The following is a 23,663-nucleotide window of genomic DNA, read 5'->3' as shown; positions in this document are numbered from 1 at the left end:
GAAATAACACCCTCTTGATAACCAATCCCTATTTAAACCGTCTAAGTTGTTGATAAGTTTGTATGAAAGTGACTTAATGTTTTTATTTCTTAATCCTTTTTAATAGCAAATAACCAAGTCCACAAAATACACCTCCAATTGCTCCAATCAAATGTGCTTCTGTTAGTACAGGACTTCCTATTAATTGTGCTGTACCTGTTTGACCAAAGGTATTTTCCCAAACAAGTTTGGCAAATATGAGCACTAAAACTAAAATTGCGAATGTTCTTTCCTTTGGATATTTTAGATAAACCAAACTTACCGCTGTATAAAGACCATGCAATACGCCTGACAAACCTGCATAAGCTTCAACATAAGGAAAGTAAAAATAAAAAATGAGGCTGATAAATGGTGGTAACAGTAATAACAACCAAACTAGATGTCTATTACGTGCATGTGGAAAAATAAAAGGTAAACAAGCAAATGCAAGCATATTCAAAAAGAAATGCATCCATCCAACATGTACCCAATGGGCTGTCCATAAACGCCAGACTTCGACCAGTACACTAGGCTTCCAATAGATGAAATGATCAGCAAAAACTTGCAGACTTGCAGAGATCGAAATACATACTGCGATCAATATGACTTTCCGTATCCATATTTGATCTTTCATTTACGTACCCCTCTTTTAAAACGAACCTTTTACATTCAACATTAATCAGTAATGTACTTAAATAATGTAAAAGGTCGTTTAATCTAGGTTACTGAGCTGGGGTCTCTTCTGCAGGAGCAGATGCACCATCCCCACCACCATCAAATAGCTCATCTAATTCTGAAGAGCTTTCTTGTTTATCATCCCAGAATGTTGATAGACCTTCATCGGTAGCACGTATGCCAGTATTTTCTGTCCAGTAACGATCCGCAATTCCACGAACCATTAGACCTGCCATTTTGTCAATTAATCTAAATTGAGGGTTTGCAGGTTTATCTTCCCCTGTTGCAGCAGCATATGAACGGAATGCATCTCTAAGTTTTGCATCATCACCACTTGCTTGTGCAGCAACAGCATAAAGTGCATGTGCTAAGCGAACACCTTTTTTCTCACCAATTTGCATCGATTCTTTCATCGTTGCATAAGGTTCAGGTTTACCATCACCAGCACCTGGTAATAATGTCCAAATCACAGCACGAGTCGCCATTGGAGCGCCCCAGAACTTTTCATTATCTAGACATGCCATACCACGTTCTACAATACCCGCAATATCTTTCGGTACATTGATTGCACCACCAGAGTTAATATCATTGGTCATCGCTTGCAGACCACTTACCATCCCTAAAAGGTAAACTGTCTGATCTAAATCATTGCGCATTGTTGGGCATGAATCACCCAATTTATATTTATATTTTGATTCCCAACGATTTGCAAAAAGTTGATAACCTGCATATTGACGTTCAGCAGCAATCCCCGCCCAACGTTTTTGTTCAATACGAGCATCTTGAGCTTCAGAAACTTGACCTGCTTTCGAAGCACGCAAATAGCGGAGTTCCGCTTCTAAGGCTTTATTTTCAGCACAAATACCTGCTGAGGTATACAATAACACCGCCATACGTGTTGGATCAGCACCCATATCCTTGGTTGACATCACCGCTGGAGTTAAGGCATTACCTGAATTACACACCATTTCGGCGTCATCCATCGCCAAAATTGGTGGAACAATATGATTTTCACTAAAACTTAATGCGACATTAGCCCCTGTTTTAATGATTTGTGAACACCCTGATAATATTGATGTTGTGAGTAACGCAACCGCCACACCCTGTCCCATTTTTTGGAATTTAGACATTCTTCCTGTCCTCTAATTAATTTGTTTTTCCTTTTAGACGTACCTTATCAGATGCAATACTTGAATTAAAGAGTAATTGCTCTAATTTAACATGCGCATTCTGACACAATTCACAGATAAGAGAATTGACAGAGAGTTGAAAATACAAAAATTTTAGGCAAAAAAAAGTAGCATTGCGACGGTTCAGCACATGCTACTTATTAACTGGTAAAAACTTGAAACTCTTTATCTTTTAGTTTTGTTGAAAGTAATCCTTGAGTGATGTTTCAGCTCTTCCTATAACAATCGCCATAACGACTGCAATTACTAGAAACATCCACATTGAAATGTCCATAGAGACCTCCTACACTTTTTGTATCTACTTTTGATAGATACTAGATCGACGTTCGACATCAGCATTAACGGGATTGTGATATATTGATGACACCTTCAATCTCTTTCTCTTGGTCACTGCAACATTACGTTGATGTGATACAAGAAGTTCCCTGAGTAAAGTTCCTGCTCTTCCTATTACAATTGCAAAAACGATTGCAATCACCAGAAACGACCATGTTGGAATTTCCATCATTTTAGGACCTCCACCACACTTTACGTTGGTGTTTGTACTTTAGCGAAAAGGTAACGATCTTGATGCTCAGATTGTCTGACAATCATAATTTTCATTATTTTTTAGAGTATTTAACCTAACAATTGTTTTTAAATTTGAGTAAAAAAACACTATCTAAATGATTTATATTAAATTAATTTAATTATACAAATGTAGACTTGTCTAACAATTATGCAATTTTTGAGAGTAATTTGAGCATTTTCCATTGATTTAAAGACAATTGATCCCACCAAATTACACATGTTTTTGATTCAATATTAGAAAAATGCAGCACAATATATAAATGATGATCAATAATTTTGAGTAATTTTCCTTGCTCGATATTAGGCTCTACTCCATCAAAACGAATCGACCAATCATCGTCACAGAGATACTCAATTTGATTTATTTTCGGTTTGTTTAATGCCGACCAGCCCGCCCATCCCATAATCAACAAGCACACTAACCATAAAAAAGCTGACAATAATTGATAAAGTAGGATATTGATACCCAAAAAACAAAACAGCTGCAATCCTAGCGAAAATCGACTAGATTGCAGCTCAAAAATACGTTTAGCCGTGTACATATTTTTTTAATTTTAAAATAAACGCTTTTAACTCTTCACGTGGTGGCTCACCCACCTCCATGAACCAATCCAACAAATCAGGATCTTCTTGATCCACCAACTCTGCAAATAATGCTTTTTCTGTTGGGTCTGCAGTCAAATAATATTGTTTAACATAAGGGTCAAAGTACACATCAATTTCTTTTAACCCACGACGTGCACGATAAATCACCTTGCGCTCTTCCAGTGTCATTTCATCAGACATTACTTATTCCACTTGCAACAAAGACAGCATAGTGTACCTGATCCAGTTTTATCTGCGCATAGATTTTTATAAGGTGACCAAATACATCAATCAAAATGAGCATTGATCACATTGTTGAATAATTCAGCTTTCTTGTATCTTCATGATGATCATTTAATCCAATGAACTAGGGAAAAAATAACAAATGCAATCAGGTGCAATTCGTCCAATTCCAAACATGCTTCCACGTAAACTTTTTACTCCAGACCATGAAGCATTCCGTGAAACTGTTCGTAAGTTCTACGAAAAAGAAGTTGTTCCCAATATCGAAAAGTATGAGAAACAGCAGCACGTAGATCGCGATTTATGGAACAAAGCTGGTGCGCTAGGTTTGTTATGCACAACGATGCCTGAAGAATATGGTGGCTCAGGTGTGGATCGACTCTACAGTATGATTCTGATTGAAGAACAAGCATATGCGATGGACTCAAGCACAGGTTTTTCTTTGCATTCAGATATCGTTGCTAATTACATTAATAATTTTGGTAATGAAGATCAGAAGCAAAAATGGTTGCCAAAAATGGCATCAGGTGAAACGGTTACGGCTATTGCTATGACAGAACCAGGTACAGGTTCAGATTTGCAAGCTGTTCGTACGACGGCTGTACTTGATGGTGATGAATACGTTATCAATGGTTCTAAAATTTTCATTACCAATGGCTATCTTTGCGACATGGCAATTGTAGTTTGTAAAACAGGTAACAGCGACAAAGGTTCAGCCAATCTTTCATTAATTATTGTGGAAGCTGATCGTGCAGGTTTTAGTAAAGGTAAACCTTTAAACAAAATTGGTATGAAAGGACAAGATACATGCGAACTCTTCTTTGACAACGTCCGCGTACCAAAAGAAAATTTACTAGGCATGGAAGGCATGGGCTTTATCATGCTCATGAAAGAATTAGCATGGGAACGTATGTTAGTTGCGATTATTTGCCAAGCAGGTGCTGAAGCAGCTTTTGCACATACAGTTCAATATACTAAAGACCGTAAAGCATTTGGAAAACCAATTGGGACTTTCCAAAATACTCGCTTTAAGCTAGCTGAACTAAGAACTGAAATTGATTTCTGTCGTACCTATTTAGATCGTTGCATGGAATTACAGTTAGAAGAAAGTCTAGGTGTCGATGCTGCTGCGGCTGCCAAATACAAAATTTCAGACATGTTCTCTAAAGTTGTAGATGAATGCTTACAATTGCATGGCGGATACGGTTATATGCTTGAATACCCAATCGCACGTGCCTACATCGACAACCGTGCAAACCGTATTTATGCTGGAACCAATGAAATCATGAAAGAGCTGATTTCTCGCACCCTATAATAAGATCTAAAGGGATAGCACTATCGATAATGCTATCCCTTTTTAAATCACTTCTGTTGTGTTTTTTCTGAGTGTTGTGCATCTTGAGGATTCATACGCATCATGATTTTCTTTATAGTGGCATGATCAGCATGTTGTTGCATCGTAGTATTCAGTGCTGCTCGAGCATCTTGTGTTGTGAAATGAGCAATCTCGCCACCAATACCACTTGCTTTCTTCGCCCAAGCCTTTCCCTCAGCAGATTCATAGAATTTCAACGCTGCTTCTAATTCTTTTTGATTAAAAGTTTCCACATAACGTTGAACGATAAACTGCTTTCGTTTTTCGCTATTCAAATTCTTGCTCAAATCAACATAAAACTGCTCAGGAATATCTTTAGGCAGTCGCATACGAATTTGCTCGATAATCATTTTATCAGTGTTCTGTAAACCTTGCTCAGTTCCGTCCATGGATACTAGCTTCTGTGCAACGGTCTCTTTCTTTTTAATATCTTCTGCAAAAGTCGCTGTGCTTAACATTAAAGTTATTAAAAGCAAGCCTATCCTCATGATTTCTTCCTTGATCGTTATTTAAATTTTGAATCAATATACTCGAATTCTTAACAGAAATTAAAATTTAGAAATAAAAAAACCTATGTATTAACATAGGTTTTTTTTATCAAACAAAAAATTTATGAAACTAATTTAGGCTTACGATCCGCTTGCTCACTACGTTTATGGAATTGCAATACGCCATCGTTAAACTTAGCATCTTTTAGATCTTTACGATCTGCAAGATAGTTATTGGTAATTTTCCAAGGCGCTTGCTTACCTTGTTTTGGCATAACATCAGCTGCACGTGCGATATAACCAGAAGACAATTTACCCATAATGGTATCCTGTTCAAACTGACTTGGGTCAGCATGAGCAATCACTTCATCATAGCCATTCTTATCCATATGATTAATCAAGCGGCAAATATAATCAGCTGCGATATCAACTTTTAATGTCCAAGAAGCATTGATATAACCAATAATCATTGCCATATTCGGCACATCACTCACCATCACACCTTGATACAACATGTGTTTAGAGGTATTAAGTGGCTTACCATCGATTGAACCTTGCACACCACCCAAGATTTGGATCTCTAAACCAGTTGCTGAGATCACAATATCTGCTTCTAAGTGTTTACCAGATTTTAACTGAATACCATTTGCGGTGAATTTTTCAATTTGATCTGTTTCAATACTTGCTTGACCATCACGTAAAGCTTTGAATAAATCACCATCAGGAACAACACACAAACGCTGATCCCATGGGTTATAGCTTGGAGTAAAATGTTTCATATCCACTTTACCTTTTAACTGCAACTCGATTCCTTTCAACAGCAAACGACGAACAGTTTTAGGATGCTTTTGTGCTAATGCATAAATTGCACGCTGCATGCCAATGTTACGAGCACGAGTAAATTTATATGCTGTTTCTTCAGACATGAATCGACGTGTCTTTTCATAAATAAAGTCAATTGAAGGCACTGTTGCGATATAAGTTGGAGAACGTTGCAACATGGTTACATGACCTGCCCCACCTTTTACCATTGAAGGAACAAGTGTAATTGCAGTTGCACCACTACCGATAATTACAACTTTTTTGCCTTTATAATCTAAATTCTCAGGCCAGTGTTGTGGATGGATAAATTGCCCTTTAAATTTATCTTGATCTTGGAATTGTGGTGCATAACCTTGGTCATAATTATAGTAACCAGTACATCCCATCACAAAATTAGCTGACCAAGTCTGCTTCTTCTTGTTGTTGTCTTCAATTTCAACCAACCACTTTTTCTTAGCAGAATCATAGTTTGCAGAAAGTACACGATGACCAAAGTGAATTTTCTCTTTTAATTTATTTTCAGAGATGACTTCACCTAAATAAACTTTAATTTCAGGACCGCTTGCTAAAACTTTTTCTTTTGCCCATGGTTTAAAGTTAAAACCAAAAGTAGACATGTCTGAATCAGAACGAATACCAGGATAACGGAATAAATCCCAAGTCCCACCAAAGCTATCACGACGCTCTAAAATTTCAAATTGGCGTTGCGGACAGTTCTTAGAAAGATGCACAGCTAACCCAATCCCAGAGATACCTGCACCAATAATTAATACATCAACTTGCTTTTCCATTTTTTTTATACCCTGTATAAACCATGTCTTTATTAAAGCACAAATTTGACAATACACAATGTCAAGTTTAGTCATTCATAGGTTTTTTTATATCAGTTCGGGACATTTTGAAAAAAAAGAGGGTAAAAAAATCCTGAGATTTTTGCTTGGATTTGCTAATTTCTGAAACTGGAAATTAAGAATACATCCTTACTTTATTACAAAAAAAATTAATTTAACTAATTAATATTTATAGAACATAAAATAGATTAAGCACATCAAATGTAGAGGCAATTTATAATGAAATTTTAATGTAAATAGGAAGCTTAAATAATTCATATACCTTGTTTTGAAAGCGAATAATCCTATAAACAAACCGTGAAGAGTGTGTACCATTGATTCCGAATTTATTTGCTGAAATTATACCAGCTCAATCTGCTGCAGGAATTGCATTAGGGTTAAATTTCAACACCTTTAAAGCAATTTCAGATTTTCAAATCATTCATGATTATGAAGAATCAGACAACTTATCTTATGAGCAAAATAAATGGCTAGTTTTACACCGAAATTTAGTACAGCCAAGTGGACATCCTATTAGTGAAATATGTTGTTATTGTAATAAAAGCATTACGCTAACATTCAATGCAGATACAAATAGACTAGAATTCATCTATGTAGGCGAAGGATATCAAGGAAAATTATTAGGTTTGTTAGGAATAGGAGATCTGTTAGATTCAGTCAAAATACAATATAACTTTCATTTTGAAGGTGATAGACATTATCTTGAATATACAGAAGATAGTAGCTTGGCTGGAGAAATTATTCCTGTTGAGATAGAAACAAACTACAGAATAGCGTACTCAGAAGAATATTCAGACCAAATTATTCAAGGTTTCTTGATCTACTTGCCACCAATTGAAAGAAATGATTTAAACATAATTGCTTAACTTAATGCTCCATCAATACATTTGAATACAATATCCTTAACCTTAAACAATAAAAAAGGCCGGTTATTACACCGACCTTTTTTGGAACAACTGACTGTTCTACACGTAGAAGTATTATTTTACTTCACGGTCAACGAGTTCAACGTAAGCCATCGGTGCAGCATCACCTGCACGGAAGCCCGCTTTAAGAACACGTAGATAACCGCCGTTACGCTCTTTGTAACGAGGGCCAAGAACGGTAAATAATTTACCAACAGTTGCTGCAGAACGAGTACGAGCAAACGCTAAACGACGGTTTGCTACTGTATCGTTTTTAGCTAAAGTGATTAAAGGCTCAGCAACGCGGCGAAGTTCTTTCGCTTTAGGCAAAGTTGTTTTAATTAACTCATGCTCAACTAAAGCATTTGTTAAGTTTTGGAACAACGCCTTACGGTGGCTGCTTGTACGGCCTAATTTCACACCACTATTACGATGACGCATGGTGATAGTCCTACTTAATTAACGGCTACGATAGGCAAAACGGTCATCCATACGGAGACTAGCAGGTGGCCAGTTCTCTAAACGCATGCCGAGTTGTAAACCTTTCGATGCCAAAACATCTTTGATCTCAGTTAACGATTTTTTACCTAAGTTAGGAGTTTTTAACAACTCAACTTCAGTACGTTGAACAAGATCACCAATGTAGTAAATATTTTCTGCCTTCAAACAGTTAGCAGAACGAACAGTTAGCTCGAGATCATCTACTGGACGAAGCAAAATTGGATCAACTTCTTCGCGAGGTTCTTGAGCAACTGGAGTTTGATCTTTCTGAAGATCAACAAAAATTGCAATTTGTTGTTGCAAGATTGTTGCCGCTTTGCGGATTGCTTCTTCTGGATCAACAGTACCGTTTGTTTCAAGATCGATCACTAGCTTGTCAAGATCAGTACGTTGTTCTACACGCGCATTTTCAACGGTATAAGAAACACGTTTAATCGGGCTATATGAAGCATCTAATTGTAAACGACCTACAGGGCGAGTTTCGCCTTCTGGGAAGCGTGAATCAGAAGTTTCGTAGCCACGACCTTGAGCAACTTTAAGGCGCATTTTTAATGAACCGCTAGAACTCAAAGTACCAATTAAATGATCAGGGTTAACCACTTCAACATTATGAGGTAAACGAAGGTCAGCTGCTGTTACGTCACCTGCACCTTGCTTTTCTAATGTTAAATATGCTTCGTTTTGATCGAACAGCTTAATAGACAATCCTTTTAGGTTCAGCAAGAGCTCGACGATGTCCTGCTGCAAGCCTTCTAAAGTACTGTACTCGTGCTCGACACCTTCTATTTCTACTTCAACCACAGCAGCGCCAGGTAAAGAAGACAATAGAATGCGACGTAAAGCATTACCTAGAGTATGACCAAAGCCACGCTCTAAAGGTTCCAGAATCACTTTTGCCGAGGTCCCGCTCACCGCTTCGACCTTGATCGCTTGCGGAGTTAGAAACTCGTTTGCAGTACGCGTCATTTATTGCTACCTCAAGGATTATTTAGAATACAATTCTACAATCAAGCTTTCGTTGATTTCAGCAGGTAAATCAGAACGATCTGGAGCAGCTTTGAACGTACCTTCTAACTTAGAATGGTCAACTTCCATCCAAGCAGGGATACCACGTTGAGCAGCTAATTCAATCGCGTTTTTAATACGCAATTGTTGTTTAGCGCCTTCATGCACTGCAATTACATCGCCCGCTTTTACTTGAATAGACGCAATGTTTACACGACGACCATTTAAAGTAATAGAACGGTGACTTACTAACTGACGAGCTTCTGCACGTGTAGAACCAAAACCCATGCGATAAACTACGTTATCAAGACGGCTTTCAAGCAATTTCAACAAGTTTTCACCTGTTGCGCCTTTAACACGAGCTGCTTCTTTATAGTAATTACTAAATTGACGCTCTAACACACCGTACATACGACGTACTTTTTGTTTTTCACGTAATTGTAGTGAGTACTCAGATTGCTTTCCACCGCGTGCCTGACCATGTTGACCAGGTGCTTTGTTAGCTTTTTTTGTTTTGACGTCAAATGGTTTAACGCCAGATTTAAGTTGCAGGTCTGTCCCTTCGCGGCGAGAGAGTTTGCATTTTGGACCAATATAACGAGCCATGAATGTTTCTCCTTACACGCGACGTTTTTTAGGTGGACGGCAACCGTTGTGAGGAATTGGAGTCACATCGGTAATGCTGTTAATCTTATAACCCACTGCGCCTAATGCACGAACCGCAGACTCACGACCTGGACCAGGACCTTTTACAAGGACGTCTAGGTTTTTCAAACCGTAATCTAAAGCTGCTTTACCAGCAACTTCAGCAGCTACCTGAGCAGCGAACGGAGTTGATTTACGTGAACCACGGAAGCCTTGTCCACCTGAGGTAGCCCAAGCCAATGCATTACCTTGACGATCGGTAATCGTTACAATGGTGTTATTAAAAGACGCGTGAATGTGTGCAACACCTTCAGAGACGGTACGAGTGACCTTCTTGCGTGTGCGAGTATCTTTAGCCATCTTTTAGCTTCCAGAAATCTTACTTTTTAATCGGTTTGCGCGGACCTTTACGGGTACGTGCGTTAGTTTTGGTGCGTTGTCCGCGAACAGGCAAGCTGCGACGATGACGAAGACCGCGGTAGCAGCCTAAATCCATTAAACGTTTAATGTTCATGGAAATTTCGCGACGTAAATCACCTTCGGTCGGAACCTTAGCAACTTCTGCACGAATCGCATCAAGCTGAGCATCATCTAATTCACGAATTTTTGTAGTCTCAGTGATACCTACAGCAGCTAAGATATTCTTAGCAGTGTGGCGGCCGATACCAAAAATATACGTGAGAGAGATAACAGCATGCTTGTTATCCGGAATGTTTACACCGGCAATACGAGCCATTCAATTTTCTCCAAAAAGGCAGTCAAGATAATCAACCGCCCCACAAAAATCTTGAGGGGCGGATAATAACCTAATTAGCCTACTGAAATCAACAGGTCTTAATTAAATTAACCTTGACGCTGCTTATGACGAGGTTCTGCGCTACAAATCACGCGAATAACCCCATTACGACGGATAACTTTACAGCTACCACAGATTTTCTTTACAGAAGCTTGTACTTTCATGATGAAACCTCTAAGTGCGCTTATCCCTGAGGATGAGCAGTCGTTTTTCTCATTAACGTTTGATTATCATATTGATGCGAAGTTAGATGCGCTTGAAGTTGCGCCATAAAATCCATCACTACAACAACTACAATAAGCAATGATGTTCCACCCAAATGGAATGGAATACCAAATGAACTTTGTAAAACCATTGGCATTAAGCACACAACGGTGATGTAGATTGCACCAATAAACGTCAAACGGTTAAGGATATGATCTAAATAACGAGCCGTTTGCTCACCTGGGCGGATACCAGGCACATACGCTCCGCTACGTTTCAAATTCTCTGAAACTTCTTTCGGGCTAAAAACAAGCGCGGTATAGAAATAACAGAAGAAAATAATTAACGCACCAAAGAGCATTAAATATAACGGCTGTCCAGGCGATAACACCAATGCCAAGTCTTGCAGACTACGCTTAATAATCCCTGCATTAGGATCAGCACTACCTAGCCATTGCCCCAAACTCGCTGGAAATAATAACAATGAGCTTGCGAAAATTGCTGGGATTACACCTGCCATATTAATTTTCAATGGCAAATGTGTTTGCTGTGCAGTAAATACACGACGCCCTTGCTGTTTTTGAGCATAGTTCACTGGAATACGACGTTGTGCTTTTTCAATAAACACAATCGCAGCTAAAACTGCTAAAGATAATAATCCAAAAACAGCTAAACCAATTAAACTACCTTGACCATTTTGCACTGTTGTAAATGACTGAATTACTAAGTTTGGTAAGCCTGCCACAATACCTGCGAAAATGATCATTGAGATACCATTACCGACACCACGTTCAGTAATTTGCTCCCCCAACCACATCAAGAACATTGTTCCAGCAACCAATGAGGTTACCGCTGGAACATAAAATGCCAATCCCGAAGTCAAAGTAATACCCTGACTAATGAGACCAGCACACATCCCTACCCCTTGCACGAGCGCAAGGAATAAAGTTCCATAACGTGTATATTGATTAATCTTGCGTTTGCCTTGCTCGCCTTCTTTTTTCAAAGCCTCTAACGAAGGGATCACTGTCGACATTAACTGCACGATAATCGAAGCAGAAATATACGGCATGATACCTAACGCTAGAATCGACATGCGTTCTAATGCACCGCCAGAAAACATGTTAAATAAACCTAAGAAGGTACCTTCATTAGCTTTAAAAAAACGTGCCAGCGCTACATTATCAATACCCGGCAACGGAATATGCGCTCCTAGTCGAAAGACCAATAACGCGCCAATTAAAAACATTAATCGGCGGATAATTTCACGATATTTCACATGAAACGGCTGGCCTTTCATCATGTTAACATGACCAGTAGAACTAGGAGTCATAGACACTCGAGATTACTCCTCGACTTTACCGCCAGCAGCTTCAACAGCAGCTTTAGCGCCTTTAGTCAACGCAACACCTTGTACAGTGAACGCGCGAGTGATTTCACCAGAAAGCACGATGCGAGCACGAATTTGGTCACGACGAACAACATTCGCAGCTTTTAAAGTTTCAAGGCTAACGATGTCGCCTTCCACTTTATTCAACTCAGACAAACGCACTTCAGCAGTTTTCAAAGCGATTTGGCTAGTGAAACCGAATTTAGGTAAACGACGATATAATGCAGTTTGACCGCCTTCAAAGCCTGGACGAGTACCACCACTTTTACGTGAGTTTTGACCCTTGATACCACGACCACCAGTTTTACCAACGCCAGAACCGATACCACGGCCTAAACGACGGTGTTCACGCTTTGCACCTTCAGCAGGTGAAAGTTCATTTAAACGCAGAGTCATGGCTTATTCCTCTACACTAACCATATAGTAAACTTTGTTGATCATACCACGATTAGAAGGCGTATCTTGCACTTCTACAGTATGACCAATACGACGCAGACCTAGACCTTGTAGGCAAAGTTTATGATTTTTTAAACGATGCGAAGAAGATTTAGTCTGGGTAACTTTAATCGTTTTCATGATTGATTACCCTTGAATTTGTTCTACTGAAAGACCACGTTTAGCAGCGACTTTCTCAGGAGAAGTCATATCACGCAAACCTTTGAAAGTTGCGTTTACTACGTTAGCAGCATTAGTAGAGCCATAACATTTAGCAAGTACGTTATGTACACCTGCAGCTTCTAAAACGGCACGCATAGCACCACCAGCAATTACGCCAGTACCTTCAGAAGCAGGTTGCATGTATACACGGCTTGCACCATGACGAGCATTCACAGGGTGTTGTAAAGTAGTACCAGCAAGGTCTACAGTAATCATGTTGCGACGAGCAGCTTCAAGTGCTTTAGAAATAGCAGCTGGAACTTCACGTGCTTTACCACGACCAAAACCTACACGACCATTACCATCGCCCACAACAGTTAATGCTGTGAAAGAGAAGATACGACCACCTTTAACAACCTTGGCTACACGATCAACGGCAACCAGCTTTTCAACGAGACCTTCGTTTTGTTCAACTTTCGCCATGATTAGAACTCCAAGCCGCCTTCACGAGCAGCATCAGCCAAGGCTTTGATACGACCATGATATTTAAAACCAGAACGGTCAAATGCAACTTTAGTAACACCAGCTGCTTTAGCACGTTCTGCGATCAAAGCACCTACTTTAGTAGCCGCTTCAACGTTACCAGTAGTACCACTACGTAAAGATGCATCTAAAGTTGAAGCTTGCGCTAAAACTTTGCCACCATCTGCTGAAATAACCTGAGCATAGATGTGACGCGGAGTGCGGTTTACACACAAACGAGTCGCACCCAATGCACGGATGTGCAAGCGTGTGCTTTTCGCACGACGCAAACGGGTTTGTTTCTTTTCGTTCATAAGAACCTCGCGCCTTATTTCTTCTTAGCTTCTTTACGAAGAATAACTTCATCCGAATAACGAACACCTTTACCTTTATATGGTTCAGGAGAACGGTATGCACGGATTTCCGCTGCCACTTGACCTAACAACTGCTTGTTTGCTGATTTCAAAATGATTTCAGTTGCAGTTGGAGTTTCCGCTGTTACACCTTCAGGTAAAGCGTAGTCAATCGGGTGTGAATAACCTAATGCTAGGTTAACAACAGTACCTTTAACAGCAGCTTTATAACCTACACCAACAAGTTGTAGTTTACGTTCGAAGCCTTCACTAACACCTTTTACAAGGTTGTTCAATACAGCGCGAGCAGTACCAGCTTGCATCCAAGCATCTTTCGATTCTTTTACTGGAGCAAGTTGAAGTTTACCTTCTTCCTGTTTTAGCTCGACCAGCGCATGCAGGTTGAAAGACAATGTACCTTTGCTGCCTTTCACTTCGACCTGCCGGCCGTTCTGAGTAACTGTTACACCATTAGGTACAGTTACTGGGGCTTTAGCCACACGAGACATGAGGAATCACCTATTAAGAAACAAAAGCAATAACTTCACCACCAACACCCGCAGCACGTGCAGCGCGATCAGTCATGATGCCTTTGCTTGTAGAAACAATTGCAATACCCAAACCTTGCTTAACGCTAGGAAGTTTATCTTTACCACGGTATTGACGTAGACCTGGACGACTTACGCGCTTAACCGTTTCGATAACTGGTTTGCCTTCGAAATATTTTAGCGTAATAGTCAAAGTAGATTTTGCATCTTCTTGAGCAACTTCTACATTTGAAATATAACCTTCTTGTTGAAGTACGTTTGCAATTGCAACTTTCAACTTAGAAGAAGGCATAGAAACAACTTGTTTCTTCGCCATTTGTGCGTTACGAACACGTGTTAACATGTCGGCAACGGTATCTTGCATACTCATTTAGTCGCTCCTTACCAGCTTGCCTTAACAACGCCTGGTACATCACCCTGCATTACTGTGTCACGTAATTTGTTACGGCTTAAACCGAACTTACGGAAGTAACCATGAGGACGACCAGTTAAACCACAGCGGTTACGAAGACGTACTGGAGATGCATTACGTGGCAATGCTTGTAACTTTAACATCGCTTCGAAACGTTCTTCGTCACTTGCGTTTACATTTGCAATCGTTGCTTTTAATTCAGCACGTTTTGCAGCGTATTTAGCAACTGTCTTTTCGCGTTTCAATTCGCGATTAATCATACCTTTCTTAGCCATATCGACCTCTTATTTGAACGGGAAGCCGAATGCACGCATAAGCGCACGGCCTTCGTCATCGCTACGAGCAGTTGTCGTAATTGTGATATCTAAACCACGAATACGATCAATCTTGTCAAAATCGATTTCAGGGAAAACGATTTGCTCTTTTAAACCCATAGAGTAGTTACCACGACCATCAAATGATTTTGAAGAAAAACCACGGAAGTCACGGATACGAGGAATCGCGATAGAGATCAAACGGTCCAAGAATTCGTACATTTGGTCGCCACGTAAAGTAACTTTACAACCAATTGGCCAACCATCACGGATTTTGAAACCAGCGATTGATTTACGAGCAAGTGTCACAACTGGTTTTTGACCAGCAATGAGTTGCATATCAGCAACAGCACCGTCTAATAATTTCTTATCAGTTGCAGCTGCGCCTACACCCATGTTAAGAGTGATTTTTGTGATGCGTGGAATTTCCATCACATTCTTAATGCCAAGTTCTTCTTTTAACTTTGCTTTAAGTTCGTCATTGTAACGTGCTTTAAGTCTGGCCATTGCCTTTTCAACCTATTACTTCGCTGCCGCCACTGATTCACCATTTGATTTATAAACACGAGTTTTCGTGCCATCAATCACTTGGTAACCAACACGGTCAGCCTTTTGGGTTGTAGCATTAAAAATTGCCACGTTAGAGATATGAAGCGTCGCCTCTTGAGTAACGATACCGCCTTCAGCGCCTGTTACACGGTTTGGCTTTTGATGCTTCTTCACCAAGTTAAGACCTTCGACCTTAACTCGATCTTCAGAAACAGACAAAACAACACCTTGTTTGCCTTTTTCTTTACCTGCGATCACAATTACTTGATCGCCTTTTTTAATCTTAGCCATGATTGCCTCTTATAGAACTTCAGGAGCCAATGAAATGATTTTCATGAACTGTTCAGTACGAAGTTCACGAGTCACTGGTCCGAAGATACGAGTAGCAATCGGAGCTTTGTTGTTATTCAAAATAACAGCTGCGTTATCGTCGAAACGAATAACTGAACCATCTGGACGACGGATGCCGAATTTTGTACGAACAACTACAGCATTCATCACGTCACCTTTTTTAACACGTGCGCGTGGGATTGCTTCTTTTACAGTAACTTTAATAATGTCGCCAACAGAAGCATAACGACGATGTGAACCACCTAGTACTTTAATACATTGTACGCGGCGTGCACCACTGTTGTCTGCTACGTCGAGCATACTTTCGGTTTGAATCATTGCCCTACTCCAAAACCGAGCATCACCGGTCACAATTTCGAAAGGCTCAAAGAGTACTCGAAATTGTCCGATGATGCAACAAGAACGTCTAATTACTCAGCAGCAGCTTCAACTACTTCCACTAAAGTCCAAGCTTTAGTTTTAGAAATTGGGCGGCTTTCTTTGATGGTTACCAAGTCGCCTAATTTAGCAACATTGTTCTCATCATGAGCGTGTAATTTAGTTGAACGGCGGATTGATTTGCCATACAACGGGTGTTGAACGCGGCGTTCAATAAGCACAACAATAGATTTGTCCATTTTGTCGCTTACGACTTTGCCGGTTAACGTGCGGACTGTTTTTTCACTCATTGTCCGTTCCCCTGTTTTTCGGTAAGGAGTGTCTTGATACGAGCAATTGTCTTACGAGCAATTTGCACTTCGTGCGATTTGCCCAACTGACCAGTTGCTTTCGCCATACGAAGACGGAATTGGTTAAGCTGTTGCTCATCAAGCATCGCTTTCAACTCTTCTACCGATTTTTCACGTAGATCTTTAGTTTTCATTACATTACCGTCCGAGTCACGATAGTGGTTTTAAACGGAAGTTTAGCAGCAGCTAAAGCAAAAGCTTCACGCGCTAATTCATCGTTCACACCTTCAATTTCGTACAGGATCTTACCTGGCTGAATCTGGCAAACCCAGTATTCCACGCTACCCTTACCTTTACCCATACGAACTTCTAATGGTTTTTCGGTAATTGGTTTATCCGGGAACACACGGATGAAGATTTTACCACCACGCTTAATACGACGGCTAATGGTACGACGGCAAGCTTCGATTTGACGCGCAGTCATACGACCACGTTCAGTCGCTTTAATCGCAATCGAACCAAATGATACTGTACTACCACGATGCGCTAGACCAGTGTTACGGCCTTTGTGCACTTTACGGAATTTGGTACGTTTAGGTTGCAACATGGATTATTCTCCCTTGTCAGCAGCACGGTCACCGCGACGACCACGACGCTCTTGACCTTCACCACGACCACGACCACGTTTAGCTGGACGCTCTTCAGCAGGAGCAGGATTCATGACTTGTTTCATGCCACCTAAGATCTCGCCACGGAAAATCCAAACTTTAACACCGATCGTACCGTAAGTTGTTTCAGCACGCATAGTTGCATAGTCGATATCAGCACGAAGAGTATGCAAAGGAACACGACCTTCACGATACCATTCAGTACGAGCAATCTCTGCACCACCTAAACGGCCAGAAACTTCAACTTTGATACCTTTCGCGCCAGCACGCATAGTGTTTTGAACCGCACGCTTCATAGCACGACGGAACATTACACGCTTTTCTAATTGAGAAGCGATTGCTTCAGCAACTAAACGAGCATCTAAGTCTGGGCGATCAATTTCGTTGATGCTAACTTGCGCTGGAACACCCATAATGTTGGTGAGTTCGCGCTGTAATTTCTCAATATCTTCGCCTTTTTTACCGATAACGATACCAGGACGAGCAGTGCTAATAGTTACTTTAGCAGCGCCTGTAGGACGTTCGATAAGAATATTGCTTACCATCGCATTCTTAAGTTTTTTAGTTAAAAACTCACGAACTTGAAGATCTTTAAGCAAGTATTCAGCGTATTGTTTCGGACTCGCATACCAGTTAGCGTTATGGCGTTTCACAACACCTAGGCGGATACCGATTGGATGAACCTTCTGACCCATATCAAACCCCTACCTTAACGGTGATGTGACAAGTACGCTTTGTAATACGATCCGCACGGCCTTTAGCACGTGGCAAAATACGTTTAAGGCTCATACCTTCATCAACGTAAATCGTAGTTACTTTAAGATCGTCAACATCTAAGCTGTTGTTGTGTTCAGCATTTGCAATTGCAGATTCAAGCGCTTTTTTAACAAGCACAGCTGCTTTTTTGTTGCTGAAGTTCAAAATATCTAGCGCGCGCGCAACCGATTTACCACGGATCAAATCAGCAACTAAACGTGCTTTTTGTGCCGAGATAGCGGCACCGCGTAATTTTGCAGTTACTTCCATCATAGCACCTATTAACGTTTAGACTTCTTATCAACACCGTGACCACGATAGGTACGAGTTGGTGCGAATTCACCAAGCTTATGACCAACCATATGCTCAGTAACAATTACTGGAACATGGTTACGACCATTGTGAACAGAAATTGTTAAACCAACAAAATCTGGAAGGATCATTGAACGACGTGACCAAGTCTTGATCGGCTTACGGTTGTTAGCTGCAATTGCTGCTTCAACTTTAGCGAACAAGTGTGCGTCGACGAATGGACCTTTTTTTAATGAACGAGGCATTATTCAGATTCCTTTACTTGACGCGACGGTCGCGAATAATCATCTTAGTCGTACGCTTATTGGTACGTGTCTTGTACCCTTTAGCTTTTTGACCCCATGGGCTTACAGGTTGAATACCTTTGCTACGCCCTTCACCACCACCGTGTGGATGGTCAACCGGGTTCATCGCCATACCACGAACAGTAGGACGAACACCGCGCCAGCGTGAAGCACCAGCTTTACCCAATGAACGAAGGTTGCTTTCTTGGTTAGAAACTTCACCAATTACAGCACGACATTCAACGTGGATTTTACGCATTTCACCAGAACGTAAACGAACGATTGCGTAAGAACCATCACGACCTAACAACTGAACTGAAGTACCAGCAGAACGTGCTAATTGAGCACCTTTACCGATTTTAAGTTCAACGTTGTGAAGTGTAGAACCGATAGGCATATTACGAAGCGGTAAGCAGTTACCTGGACGAATTGGAGCATCGTTACCAGATTGTACTTTATCGCCAGCACGCAAACCTTTAGGTGCGATGATGTAACGACGCTCACCGTCAGCATACAAAACTAATGCAATGTGTGCAGTACGGTTAGGATCGTATTCAATACGCTCTACAGTCGCTGGAATACCATCTTTGTTACGTTTAAAGTCAACGAGACGATAGTGTTGTTTGTGTCCACCACCAACGTGACGAGTCGTAATGTGACCGTTGTTGTTACGACCACCAGTACGTTTTTTAGCTTCAACCAACGGTGCATAAGGTGCGCCTTTGTGAAGATGGTCATGAACCACTTTCTCTACAAAGCGACGTCCTGGAGACGTTGGCTTACATTTTTGAATCGGCATAATTTTCGTCCTTACTCCGCTGCGTTTTCAGCGGTATCGCCCAAGTCAGCCATTTCTACATCTTGGCCAGCTTTCAGGGTGACGTATGCTTTTTTAACATCAGAACGACGTCCTAATGTACGACCAAAGCGTTTTGTTTTACCTTTAGTGATCGTTGTATTTACTTTCACAACTTCAACACCAAAGAGCTGCTCAACTGCTTTCTTGATTTCAAGCTTGTTTGCATTTAATGCAACTTTAAATACTTGAACACCAGCAGTATCACCTAAAACTTGTGCTTTTTCTGAGAATACTGGTCCTTGTAGGACTTGATATAAACGTTCGTTGTTCATCCGAGTTCTACCTCAATTTTCTTAGCAGCAGCTACAGACATGACAACTTTATCGAATGCGATCAAGCTAACAGGATCAATTGCAGTTGCGTCCACCACATCTACATGTGGGAGGTTGCGCGCTGCAAGATACAAGTTCTCATCTACAGCATCTGTAACGATCAATGCACGAGTTGCATTTAAGTCGTTAAGTTTTGCAAGCAATTCTTTAGTTTTTGGAGCCGCAACAGCAAACTCTTCAACTAATACAAGACGATCTTGGCGAACAAGTTCAGCTAAGATACATTGCATTGCACCGCGGTACATTTTGCGGTTAACTTTTTGAGACCAATCTTGTGGGCGAGCAGCAAAAGTTTTACCACCACCTACCCAGATTGGGCTACGAATAGAACCAGCACGAGCGCGACCAGTACCTTTTTGACGGAATGGCTTTTTACCACCGCCAGAAACATCTGCACGTGATTTGTGAGCACGAGTACCTTGACGACCACCAGCTAAGTAAGCTGTAACAACTTGGTGTACAAGAGCTTCGTTAAATTCACGTCCGAAAGCAACTTCAGACAATTCAACAGCAGAGCCGGAAACAGTTTTTAAATTCACAGTATTTCCCCTCAGGCCTTGATGGTAGGACGCACGATAACGTCGCCGCCAGTTGAACCAGGAATAGCACCCTTAACAACTAAAACTGAACGTTCAGCGTCAATAGATACAATTTCAAGACCTTGAACTGTTACGCGTTCATCACCTAAGTGACCAGCCATTTTCTTGCCTTTGAACACGCGACCAGGTGTTTGGTTTTGACCTGTAGAACCTAAAACACGGTGAGATACAGAGTTACCATGTGTAGCATCTTGCGTACGGAAGTTCCAACGCTTAACACCACCTTGGAAGCCTTTACCTTTAGACTGACCAGTTACGTCAACAATTTGACCAACTGTGAACAAGTCAACACCGATAGAACCACCAACTTCACGACCTTCAAGCTCAGCTTCAGTAACACGGAACTCTTTAACTAAACGACCAGCAGCAACACCAGCTTTCGCAAAGTGACCTTTCTGAGCGCTAGTTACGCGCGATTCGCGACGTTCACCAGTAGTTACTTGAATTGCTTGATAACCATCAGTTTCAAGTGTTTTGATTTGCGTAATGCGGTTTGGATCGACTTCGATAACTGTAACAGGTACAGATACACCAGCATCTGTAAAGATGCGAGTCATACCACATTTGCGACCGACTAAACCAATAGCCATGTGCATAAACCTCTAAAAAAGCGGCTTAATTAACTTAGAGTTAATTAACCGAAAGCCTTAACCCAAAGCGATCTGAACATCAACACCAGCAGCAAGATCTAACTTCATCAATGCATCAACAGTTTTATCTGTAGGTTGAACGATGTCGATCAAACGCTTATAAGTGCGGATTTCGTACTGATCACGAGCGTCTTTGTTGACGTGTGGTGAAGTAAGAACGTTGAAGCGTTCGATGCGAGTAGGCATCGGAATTGGACCACACACTTGTGCGCCAGTACGCTTAGCGGTTTCTACGATCTCTTGAGCAGATTGATCAATCAGACGATGATCAAAAGACTTCAAACGGATACGAATTCTCTGGTTAGACATACCAGTAAACTCCAAGCCAAATATATAAAGAATCACCCATGACGCACCTCACCTTTTGGCAAGTGTCAAGGGCAGTGAAAATCACTATGGTCGTGATCGATGCCACGACTGTAATGCGTTAACTACTTTCTTCGTAGAAAACGCCCTCCATTTGAGGGTCGCCCATTATAGCGATTGTTTAAGTCTTATGCAATTCTTCTTTTATTTTTTACCGTTAAAAAATCAATTTAAGCGCTTACAACATATTCAATTGCTTGATTAAGCAAATCGTTGCCTTGTTGAAATTTATTTTGGTTTGTTTTTTTGAGCTCAGCGATTGATTGAACAAATTCCCCATTAAACACAGCCATGTCTTCTTCATTTTCAATCAACAATTGCAATGCATGTGGCGTCATTTCAGGATGAAATTGAAAACCTAAAACATTACGTCCAATTTGATAAAGTTGATTTCTACATACTTCATTTTCTGCTAAACGGATACCACCTCTAGGTATTTCAAAGGTCTCGCTATGCCATTGCATAATGTTAATTTTCTCTGGAATTTGAAAACAATTTTCAGGTATGTGTGAAGCTCGACCAACATCCATCCACCCCAACTCTTGATATTGATTACGGCTAACCGCAGCACCAAGTGCATTTGCAATTAACTGCCCACCGAGACATAAGCCTATAGCAGGCTTTCCTGATGCCAAATAACGACGCAACCATCTTTTTTCCAATTTTAACCATGGGTAATTTGCTTCATCATTCACACTCATCGTCCCACCCATGATAATTAACAAATCCACCTCATCTACATGTGGCAATGCTTCCAATTCCAATGGCAGGTCGACGGGCAAAGCAAAAAACTCTGTTGCCGTGATTTTTGCTTTATGTGCTTTCAAGAAATTGTAACAACTACCAAAACCTTCACCTGCGATGTGCTGAAAATAATGCACTCTTAAATGCGACTTCATGCGCTAAAACCTATTATCGTTAGAATGATATTAAGTCTTAGCAAAAATAAAGCCAGTTTCATTCAATCTATTTGATCTGTAACGATTGTGTACAAAACACCTGAACAACTAGCAGAATTGTTGTTTTTCTCTTAACCTAAATCCATCTATTGATTTGATTTAGCACCATGACTAAGCAACAAAATGCACAAACCAACCTTATTCACGCACCAAGAAAAGCCCCTCAATATATAGAAACTATTCAACCTCCCCTATATCGTGCATCTACCATTATTTTTAAAAGCACATCGCACCTTTTTGATCGTCATTGGACAGATCCCTATGACTATAGCTACGGCACACATGGCACACCAACAACATTTACGCTAGGCGATAACATCGCTCAAATTGAAGGCGGTTTGTTTAGCTTACTTGCACCGAGTGGTTTATCTGCGATCAATTTAGTCAATAGTACTCTTTTAAATTCAGGCGATGAGGTATGGATTGCAGATAATATTTATGGTCCAAATTTAGAGCACCTCAACAACCTTCAAACTCGTTATGGCATTCAAGTTAAAGTTTATAATCCGATTGATATTGATAGTTTCACACCTTCAGAAAAAGCGAAGCTAATTTGGCTCGAAGCAGCTGGTTCTGTCAGTTTAGAATTTCCTGATTTAAAAAAACTAGTCAAAAAAGCCAAGCAATTTAATCTCCTCACCGCCCTAGATAACACTTGGGGGGCTGGTCTGGCATTTAATGCATTTGATTTCTCTGATGAACATTTATCGGTTGATGTAACAGTACACGCCCTTACCAAATATCCAAGTGGTGGCGGAGACATCCTCATGGGCTCGGTTGTAACACGCGATCAAAATTTACATCATAAACTTTATCGCATGCATGCAATCCAAGGCATATCTGTTTCAGGTGATGATACTGCGCAAATTCAACGTAGTTTGGCGCATATGTCGCTACGTTATGAACAGCAATCTCAAAGCACACTAAGATTATTAGATTGGCTAAAACAACAGCCTCAATTTACTCAAGTTTTACACCCAAGTCTTTCTGATTCAGCTGGACATCAATTTTGGAAAGAGGTTTGCACCACAGGCAAGAGTGCTGGCTTGGCAAGTGTAATCTTTGATTCAAGATATGATATGCATGCAGTTCGTAGATTTTGCGATAACTTAAAACTATTCAAACTTGGTTTTAGTTGGGGTGGACCTGTAAGTTTGGTGATGCTCTATGATTTAAAACAGATGCGTGCATTGGAAAATACACATTTACAACAAGGTTTATTGGTTCGTTTCTGTATAGGACTAGAAGATCCTGCGGATTTAATTCAAGATATTCAAAACGCATTAAAACAACTGGAATGA

At 40.6% G+C, this 23,663-nt stretch carries 38 protein-coding genes and 1 pseudogene; 3 read left to right on the top strand and 36 right to left on the bottom strand.

Annotated features, from left to right (window positions below; translation table 11 throughout):
• Window positions 1-82 precede the first annotated feature (82 nt).
• The 5 genes from rrtA to IRT38_RS05245 all read right to left on the bottom strand — a co-directional run bounded on the left by rrtA (window position 83) and on the right by IRT38_RS05245 (window position 3,239).
• The gene (gene rrtA / locus IRT38_RS05265) at window positions 83-652 is read right to left on the bottom strand and encodes a rhombosortase (protein WP_004683254.1); all 570 of its coding nucleotides are present in this window, start codon (window positions 650-652) and stop codon (window positions 83-85) included.
• A gap of 88 nt (window positions 653-740) precedes the next feature.
• A complete protein-coding gene (locus tag IRT38_RS05260; protein WP_004683255.1) occupies window positions 741-1,823 on the bottom strand; it encodes a hypothetical protein in 1,083 nt (360 codons plus the stop codon).
• A 358-nt stretch (window positions 1,824-2,181) separates the two neighbouring features.
• The gene (locus IRT38_RS05255; RefSeq protein ID WP_194597121.1) at window positions 2,182-2,388 is read right to left on the bottom strand and encodes a hypothetical protein; all 207 of its coding nucleotides are present in this window, start codon (window positions 2,386-2,388) and stop codon (window positions 2,182-2,184) included.
• A gap of 211 nt (window positions 2,389-2,599) precedes the next feature.
• Window positions 2,600-2,866: a hypothetical protein gene (locus tag IRT38_RS05250; protein WP_227556735.1), complete on the bottom strand. Its 267-nt coding sequence runs from the start codon at window positions 2,864-2,866 to the stop codon at window positions 2,600-2,602.
• 115 nt (window positions 2,867-2,981) lie between these two features.
• Window positions 2,982-3,239 carry a succinate dehydrogenase assembly factor 2 gene (locus IRT38_RS05245; protein WP_004909323.1) on the bottom strand — a complete coding sequence of 86 codons (258 nt, stop codon included), beginning with the start codon at window positions 3,237-3,239 and terminating at the stop codon, window positions 2,982-2,984.
• A gap of 184 nt (window positions 3,240-3,423) precedes the next feature.
• Between IRT38_RS05245 and IRT38_RS05240 the strand changes: the two genes are divergently transcribed.
• A complete protein-coding gene (locus IRT38_RS05240; RefSeq protein WP_004909327.1) occupies window positions 3,424-4,596 on the top strand; it encodes an acyl-CoA dehydrogenase family protein in 1,173 nt (390 codons plus the stop codon).
• 47 nt (window positions 4,597-4,643) lie between these two features.
• Here the strand turns inward: IRT38_RS05240 and IRT38_RS05235 are convergent, their stop codons facing one another.
• Together IRT38_RS05235 and IRT38_RS05230 are read right to left on the bottom strand one after the other, a co-directional pair.
• Window positions 4,644-5,144 (bottom strand): DUF2059 domain-containing protein, encoded by a 501-nt coding sequence (locus IRT38_RS05235; protein WP_005403244.1) that lies wholly within the window; start codon window positions 5,142-5,144, stop codon window positions 4,644-4,646.
• 122 nt (window positions 5,145-5,266) lie between these two features.
• A complete protein-coding gene (locus IRT38_RS05230; protein ID WP_194597120.1) occupies window positions 5,267-6,757 on the bottom strand; it encodes a flavin-containing monooxygenase in 1,491 nt (496 codons plus the stop codon).
• A 374-nt stretch (window positions 6,758-7,131) separates the two neighbouring features.
• Between IRT38_RS05230 and IRT38_RS05225 the strand changes: the two genes are divergently transcribed.
• Complete coding sequence (locus IRT38_RS05225; RefSeq protein ID WP_194597119.1) at window positions 7,132-7,683, top strand: hypothetical protein; 552 nt, start codon at window positions 7,132-7,134, stop codon at window positions 7,681-7,683.
• Between the two features lie 114 nt (window positions 7,684-7,797).
• Here the strand turns inward: IRT38_RS05225 and rplQ are convergent, their stop codons facing one another.
• The 29 genes and pseudogenes from rplQ to IRT38_RS05080 form a co-directional block, all read right to left on the bottom strand.
• Window positions 7,798-8,163 carry a 50S ribosomal protein L17 gene (gene rplQ, locus IRT38_RS05220; RefSeq protein ID WP_004641032.1) on the bottom strand — a complete coding sequence of 122 codons (366 nt, stop codon included), beginning with the start codon at window positions 8,161-8,163 and terminating at the stop codon, window positions 7,798-7,800.
• 18 nt (window positions 8,164-8,181) lie between these two features.
• Window positions 8,182-9,189: a DNA-directed RNA polymerase subunit alpha gene (locus IRT38_RS05215; RefSeq protein WP_004660372.1), complete on the bottom strand. Its 1,008-nt coding sequence runs from the start codon at window positions 9,187-9,189 to the stop codon at window positions 8,182-8,184.
• A gap of 18 nt (window positions 9,190-9,207) precedes the next feature.
• Window positions 9,208-9,834: a 30S ribosomal protein S4 gene (gene rpsD / locus IRT38_RS05210; protein WP_004909337.1), complete on the bottom strand. Its 627-nt coding sequence runs from the start codon at window positions 9,832-9,834 to the stop codon at window positions 9,208-9,210.
• A gap of 12 nt (window positions 9,835-9,846) precedes the next feature.
• A complete protein-coding gene (rpsK, locus tag IRT38_RS05205) occupies window positions 9,847-10,233 on the bottom strand; it encodes a 30S ribosomal protein S11 (protein ID WP_001040166.1) in 387 nt (128 codons plus the stop codon).
• A gap of 19 nt (window positions 10,234-10,252) precedes the next feature.
• Window positions 10,253-10,609: a 30S ribosomal protein S13 gene (gene rpsM / locus IRT38_RS05200; RefSeq protein ID WP_000090815.1), complete on the bottom strand. Its 357-nt coding sequence runs from the start codon at window positions 10,607-10,609 to the stop codon at window positions 10,253-10,255.
• A gap of 107 nt (window positions 10,610-10,716) precedes the next feature.
• A complete protein-coding gene (gene rpmJ / locus IRT38_RS05195; RefSeq protein ID WP_000867907.1) occupies window positions 10,717-10,833 on the bottom strand; it encodes a 50S ribosomal protein L36 in 117 nt (38 codons plus the stop codon).
• 20 nt (window positions 10,834-10,853) lie between these two features.
• A complete protein-coding gene (secY, locus tag IRT38_RS05190; RefSeq protein WP_171053828.1) occupies window positions 10,854-12,173 on the bottom strand; it encodes a preprotein translocase subunit SecY in 1,320 nt (439 codons plus the stop codon).
• Between the two features lie 45 nt (window positions 12,174-12,218).
• A complete protein-coding gene (gene rplO / locus IRT38_RS05185; protein WP_004909340.1) occupies window positions 12,219-12,659 on the bottom strand; it encodes a 50S ribosomal protein L15 in 441 nt (146 codons plus the stop codon).
• A gap of 3 nt (window positions 12,660-12,662) precedes the next feature.
• The gene (rpmD, locus tag IRT38_RS05180) at window positions 12,663-12,839 is read right to left on the bottom strand and encodes a 50S ribosomal protein L30 (protein WP_000849088.1); all 177 of its coding nucleotides are present in this window, start codon (window positions 12,837-12,839) and stop codon (window positions 12,663-12,665) included.
• Between the two features lie 6 nt (window positions 12,840-12,845).
• On the bottom strand, window positions 12,846-13,343 hold the full coding sequence (rpsE, locus tag IRT38_RS05175) for a 30S ribosomal protein S5 (RefSeq protein ID WP_004657688.1): 498 nt from the start codon (window positions 13,341-13,343) through the stop codon (window positions 12,846-12,848).
• Between the two features lie 2 nt (window positions 13,344-13,345).
• A complete protein-coding gene (rplR, locus tag IRT38_RS05170; protein ID WP_004641044.1) occupies window positions 13,346-13,696 on the bottom strand; it encodes a 50S ribosomal protein L18 in 351 nt (116 codons plus the stop codon).
• A 14-nt stretch (window positions 13,697-13,710) separates the two neighbouring features.
• Entirely contained in the window at window positions 13,711-14,244 is a 534-nt protein-coding gene (rplF, locus tag IRT38_RS05165; protein ID WP_004909344.1) for a 50S ribosomal protein L6, read from the bottom strand.
• A gap of 13 nt (window positions 14,245-14,257) precedes the next feature.
• A complete protein-coding gene (gene rpsH, locus IRT38_RS05160; RefSeq protein ID WP_004909347.1) occupies window positions 14,258-14,653 on the bottom strand; it encodes a 30S ribosomal protein S8 in 396 nt (131 codons plus the stop codon).
• Between the two features lie 11 nt (window positions 14,654-14,664).
• The gene (rpsN, locus tag IRT38_RS05155) at window positions 14,665-14,970 is read right to left on the bottom strand and encodes a 30S ribosomal protein S14 (RefSeq protein ID WP_001074624.1); all 306 of its coding nucleotides are present in this window, start codon (window positions 14,968-14,970) and stop codon (window positions 14,665-14,667) included.
• 9 nt (window positions 14,971-14,979) lie between these two features.
• Window positions 14,980-15,516, bottom strand: a complete 537-nt coding sequence (gene rplE / locus IRT38_RS05150; protein WP_004909351.1) for a 50S ribosomal protein L5 — start codon at window positions 15,514-15,516, stop codon at window positions 14,980-14,982.
• Between the two features lie 15 nt (window positions 15,517-15,531).
• Window positions 15,532-15,849, bottom strand: a complete 318-nt coding sequence (rplX, locus tag IRT38_RS05145; RefSeq protein WP_004909354.1) for a 50S ribosomal protein L24 — start codon at window positions 15,847-15,849, stop codon at window positions 15,532-15,534.
• Window positions 15,850-15,858: 9 nt separating this feature from the next.
• A complete protein-coding gene (gene rplN / locus IRT38_RS05140) occupies window positions 15,859-16,227 on the bottom strand; it encodes a 50S ribosomal protein L14 (protein WP_004657680.1) in 369 nt (122 codons plus the stop codon).
• 92 nt (window positions 16,228-16,319) lie between these two features.
• Window positions 16,320-16,577, bottom strand: coding sequence for a 30S ribosomal protein S17 (gene rpsQ / locus IRT38_RS05135; protein WP_004657679.1), 258 nt, complete (start codon window positions 16,575-16,577; stop codon window positions 16,320-16,322).
• Complete coding sequence (gene rpmC, locus IRT38_RS05130; RefSeq protein WP_004909358.1) at window positions 16,574-16,771, bottom strand: 50S ribosomal protein L29; 198 nt, start codon at window positions 16,769-16,771, stop codon at window positions 16,574-16,576. Before rpmC ends, rpsQ begins: the two co-directional genes overlap by 4 nt.
• Window positions 16,771-17,184 (bottom strand): 50S ribosomal protein L16, encoded by a 414-nt coding sequence (rplP, locus tag IRT38_RS05125; RefSeq protein WP_004641059.1) that lies wholly within the window; start codon window positions 17,182-17,184, stop codon window positions 16,771-16,773. The genes rpmC and rplP overlap by 1 nt, the downstream gene beginning before the upstream one ends.
• Window positions 17,124-17,940: pseudogene (rpsC, locus tag IRT38_RS05120) on the bottom strand (30S ribosomal protein S3). Before rpsC ends, rplP begins: the two are co-directional and overlap by 61 nt.
• 1 nt (window position 17,941) lies before the next feature.
• On the bottom strand, window positions 17,942-18,271 hold the full coding sequence (rplV, locus tag IRT38_RS05115; protein WP_004683272.1) for a 50S ribosomal protein L22: 330 nt from the start codon (window positions 18,269-18,271) through the stop codon (window positions 17,942-17,944).
• Between the two features lie 11 nt (window positions 18,272-18,282).
• A complete protein-coding gene (gene rpsS / locus IRT38_RS05110) occupies window positions 18,283-18,558 on the bottom strand; it encodes a 30S ribosomal protein S19 (protein ID WP_004641066.1) in 276 nt (91 codons plus the stop codon).
• Between the two features lie 13 nt (window positions 18,559-18,571).
• Window positions 18,572-19,396, bottom strand: a complete 825-nt coding sequence (gene rplB, locus IRT38_RS05105) for a 50S ribosomal protein L2 (RefSeq protein WP_004909365.1) — start codon at window positions 19,394-19,396, stop codon at window positions 18,572-18,574.
• Window positions 19,397-19,407: 11 nt separating this feature from the next.
• Window positions 19,408-19,728, bottom strand: coding sequence for a 50S ribosomal protein L23 (rplW, locus tag IRT38_RS05100; protein WP_004877633.1), 321 nt, complete (start codon window positions 19,726-19,728; stop codon window positions 19,408-19,410).
• A complete protein-coding gene (rplD, locus tag IRT38_RS05095; protein ID WP_004909368.1) occupies window positions 19,725-20,327 on the bottom strand; it encodes a 50S ribosomal protein L4 in 603 nt (200 codons plus the stop codon). The genes rplW and rplD overlap by 4 nt, the downstream gene beginning before the upstream one ends.
• 11 nt (window positions 20,328-20,338) lie before the next feature.
• Window positions 20,339-20,977 carry a 50S ribosomal protein L3 gene (gene rplC, locus IRT38_RS05090; protein ID WP_004909372.1) on the bottom strand — a complete coding sequence of 213 codons (639 nt, stop codon included), beginning with the start codon at window positions 20,975-20,977 and terminating at the stop codon, window positions 20,339-20,341.
• Between the two features lie 57 nt (window positions 20,978-21,034).
• Window positions 21,035-21,346: a 30S ribosomal protein S10 gene (gene rpsJ / locus IRT38_RS05085; protein WP_000070912.1), complete on the bottom strand. Its 312-nt coding sequence runs from the start codon at window positions 21,344-21,346 to the stop codon at window positions 21,035-21,037.
• 227 nt (window positions 21,347-21,573) lie between these two features.
• Entirely contained in the window at window positions 21,574-22,302 is a 729-nt protein-coding gene (locus IRT38_RS05080) for a type 1 glutamine amidotransferase (RefSeq protein WP_004909373.1), read from the bottom strand.
• A gap of 167 nt (window positions 22,303-22,469) precedes the next feature.
• Here IRT38_RS05080 and IRT38_RS05075 point away from each other — a divergent pair, with 167 nt between their 5' ends.
• Window positions 22,470-23,663: a PLP-dependent transferase gene (locus IRT38_RS05075; RefSeq protein WP_194597118.1), complete on the top strand. Its 1,194-nt coding sequence runs from the start codon at window positions 22,470-22,472 to the stop codon at window positions 23,661-23,663.

The sequence above is a fragment of the Acinetobacter sp. SK-43 genome (genome assembly GCF_015351505.1).
GTDB lineage: Bacteria > Pseudomonadota > Gammaproteobacteria > Pseudomonadales > Moraxellaceae > Acinetobacter > Acinetobacter junii.
Note: the sequence above shows the minus strand (reverse complement) of the source record. Positions and strands in the feature narration are given on the sequence as shown.

Bases quoted from the DNA above. Each gene is read 5' to 3' on its own strand.
- rrtA (WP_004683254.1), bottom strand. From the start codon at position 652: ATGAAAGATCAAATATGGATACGGAAAGTCATATTGATCGCAGTATGT.
- IRT38_RS05260 (WP_004683255.1), bottom strand. From the start codon at position 1,823: ATGTCTAAATTCCAAAAAATGGGACAGGGTGTGGCGGTTGCGTTACTC.
- IRT38_RS05255 (WP_194597121.1), bottom strand. From the start codon at position 2,388: ATGGAAATTCCAACATGGTCGTTTCTGGTGATTGCAATCGTTTTTGCA.
- IRT38_RS05245 (WP_004909323.1), bottom strand. From the start codon at position 3,239: ATGTCTGATGAAATGACACTGGAAGAGCGCAAGGTGATTTATCGTGCA.
- IRT38_RS05240 (WP_004909327.1), top strand. From the start codon at position 3,424: ATGCAATCAGGTGCAATTCGTCCAATTCCAAACATGCTTCCACGTAAA.
- IRT38_RS05235 (WP_005403244.1), bottom strand. From the start codon at position 5,144: ATGAGGATAGGCTTGCTTTTAATAACTTTAATGTTAAGCACAGCGACT.
- IRT38_RS05230 (WP_194597120.1), bottom strand. From the start codon at position 6,757: ATGGAAAAGCAAGTTGATGTATTAATTATTGGTGCAGGTATCTCTGGG.
- rplQ (WP_004641032.1), bottom strand. From the start codon at position 8,163: ATGCGTCATCGTAATAGTGGTGTGAAATTAGGCCGTACAAGCAGCCAC.
- IRT38_RS05215 (WP_004660372.1), bottom strand. From the start codon at position 9,189: ATGACGCGTACTGCAAACGAGTTTCTAACTCCGCAAGCGATCAAGGTC.
- rpsD (WP_004909337.1), bottom strand. From the start codon at position 9,834: ATGGCTCGTTATATTGGTCCAAAATGCAAACTCTCTCGCCGCGAAGGG.
- rpsK (WP_001040166.1), bottom strand. From the start codon at position 10,233: ATGGCTAAAGATACTCGCACACGCAAGAAGGTCACTCGTACCGTCTCT.
- rpsM (WP_000090815.1), bottom strand. From the start codon at position 10,609: ATGGCTCGTATTGCCGGTGTAAACATTCCGGATAACAAGCATGCTGTT.
- rpmJ (WP_000867907.1), bottom strand. From the start codon at position 10,833: ATGAAAGTACAAGCTTCTGTAAAGAAAATCTGTGGTAGCTGTAAAGTT.
- secY (WP_171053828.1), bottom strand. From the start codon at position 12,173: ATGAAAGGCCAGCCGTTTCATGTGAAATATCGTGAAATTATCCGCCGA.
- rplO (WP_004909340.1), bottom strand. From the start codon at position 12,659: ATGACTCTGCGTTTAAATGAACTTTCACCTGCTGAAGGTGCAAAGCGT.
- rpmD (WP_000849088.1), bottom strand. From the start codon at position 12,839: ATGAAAACGATTAAAGTTACCCAGACTAAATCTTCTTCGCATCGTTTA.
- rpsE (WP_004657688.1), bottom strand. From the start codon at position 13,343: ATGGCGAAAGTTGAACAAAACGAAGGTCTCGTTGAAAAGCTGGTTGCC.
- rplR (WP_004641044.1), bottom strand. From the start codon at position 13,696: ATGAACGAAAAGAAACAAACCCGTTTGCGTCGTGCGAAAAGCACACGC.
- rplF (WP_004909344.1), bottom strand. From the start codon at position 14,244: ATGTCTCGTGTGGCTAAAGCCCCAGTAACTGTACCTAATGGTGTAACA.
- rpsH (WP_004909347.1), bottom strand. From the start codon at position 14,653: ATGAGTATGCAAGATACCGTTGCCGACATGTTAACACGTGTTCGTAAC.
- rpsN (WP_001074624.1), bottom strand. From the start codon at position 14,970: ATGGCTAAGAAAGGTATGATTAATCGCGAATTGAAACGCGAAAAGACA.
- rplE (WP_004909351.1), bottom strand. From the start codon at position 15,516: ATGGCCAGACTTAAAGCACGTTACAATGACGAACTTAAAGCAAAGTTA.
- rplX (WP_004909354.1), bottom strand. From the start codon at position 15,849: ATGGCTAAGATTAAAAAAGGCGATCAAGTAATTGTGATCGCAGGTAAA.
- rplN (WP_004657680.1), bottom strand. From the start codon at position 16,227: ATGATTCAAACCGAAAGTATGCTCGACGTAGCAGACAACAGTGGTGCA.
- rpsQ (WP_004657679.1), bottom strand. From the start codon at position 16,577: ATGAGTGAAAAAACAGTCCGCACGTTAACCGGCAAAGTCGTAAGCGAC.
- rpmC (WP_004909358.1), bottom strand. From the start codon at position 16,771: ATGAAAACTAAAGATCTACGTGAAAAATCGGTAGAAGAGTTGAAAGCG.
- rplP (WP_004641059.1), bottom strand. From the start codon at position 17,184: ATGTTGCAACCTAAACGTACCAAATTCCGTAAAGTGCACAAAGGCCGT.
- rplV (WP_004683272.1), bottom strand. From the start codon at position 18,271: ATGGAAGTAACTGCAAAATTACGCGGTGCCGCTATCTCGGCACAAAAA.
- rpsS (WP_004641066.1), bottom strand. From the start codon at position 18,558: ATGCCTCGTTCATTAAAAAAAGGTCCATTCGTCGACGCACACTTGTTC.
- rplB (WP_004909365.1), bottom strand. From the start codon at position 19,396: ATGCCGATTCAAAAATGTAAGCCAACGTCTCCAGGACGTCGCTTTGTA.
- rplW (WP_004877633.1), bottom strand. From the start codon at position 19,728: ATGAACAACGAACGTTTATATCAAGTCCTACAAGGACCAGTATTCTCA.
- rplC (WP_004909372.1), bottom strand. From the start codon at position 20,977: ATGGCTATTGGTTTAGTCGGTCGCAAATGTGGTATGACTCGCATCTTT.
- rpsJ (WP_000070912.1), bottom strand. From the start codon at position 21,346: ATGTCTAACCAGAGAATTCGTATCCGTTTGAAGTCTTTTGATCATCGT.
- IRT38_RS05080 (WP_004909373.1), bottom strand. From the start codon at position 22,302: ATGAAGTCGCATTTAAGAGTGCATTATTTTCAGCACATCGCAGGTGAA.
- IRT38_RS05075 (WP_194597118.1), top strand. From the start codon at position 22,470: ATGACTAAGCAACAAAATGCACAAACCAACCTTATTCACGCACCAAGA.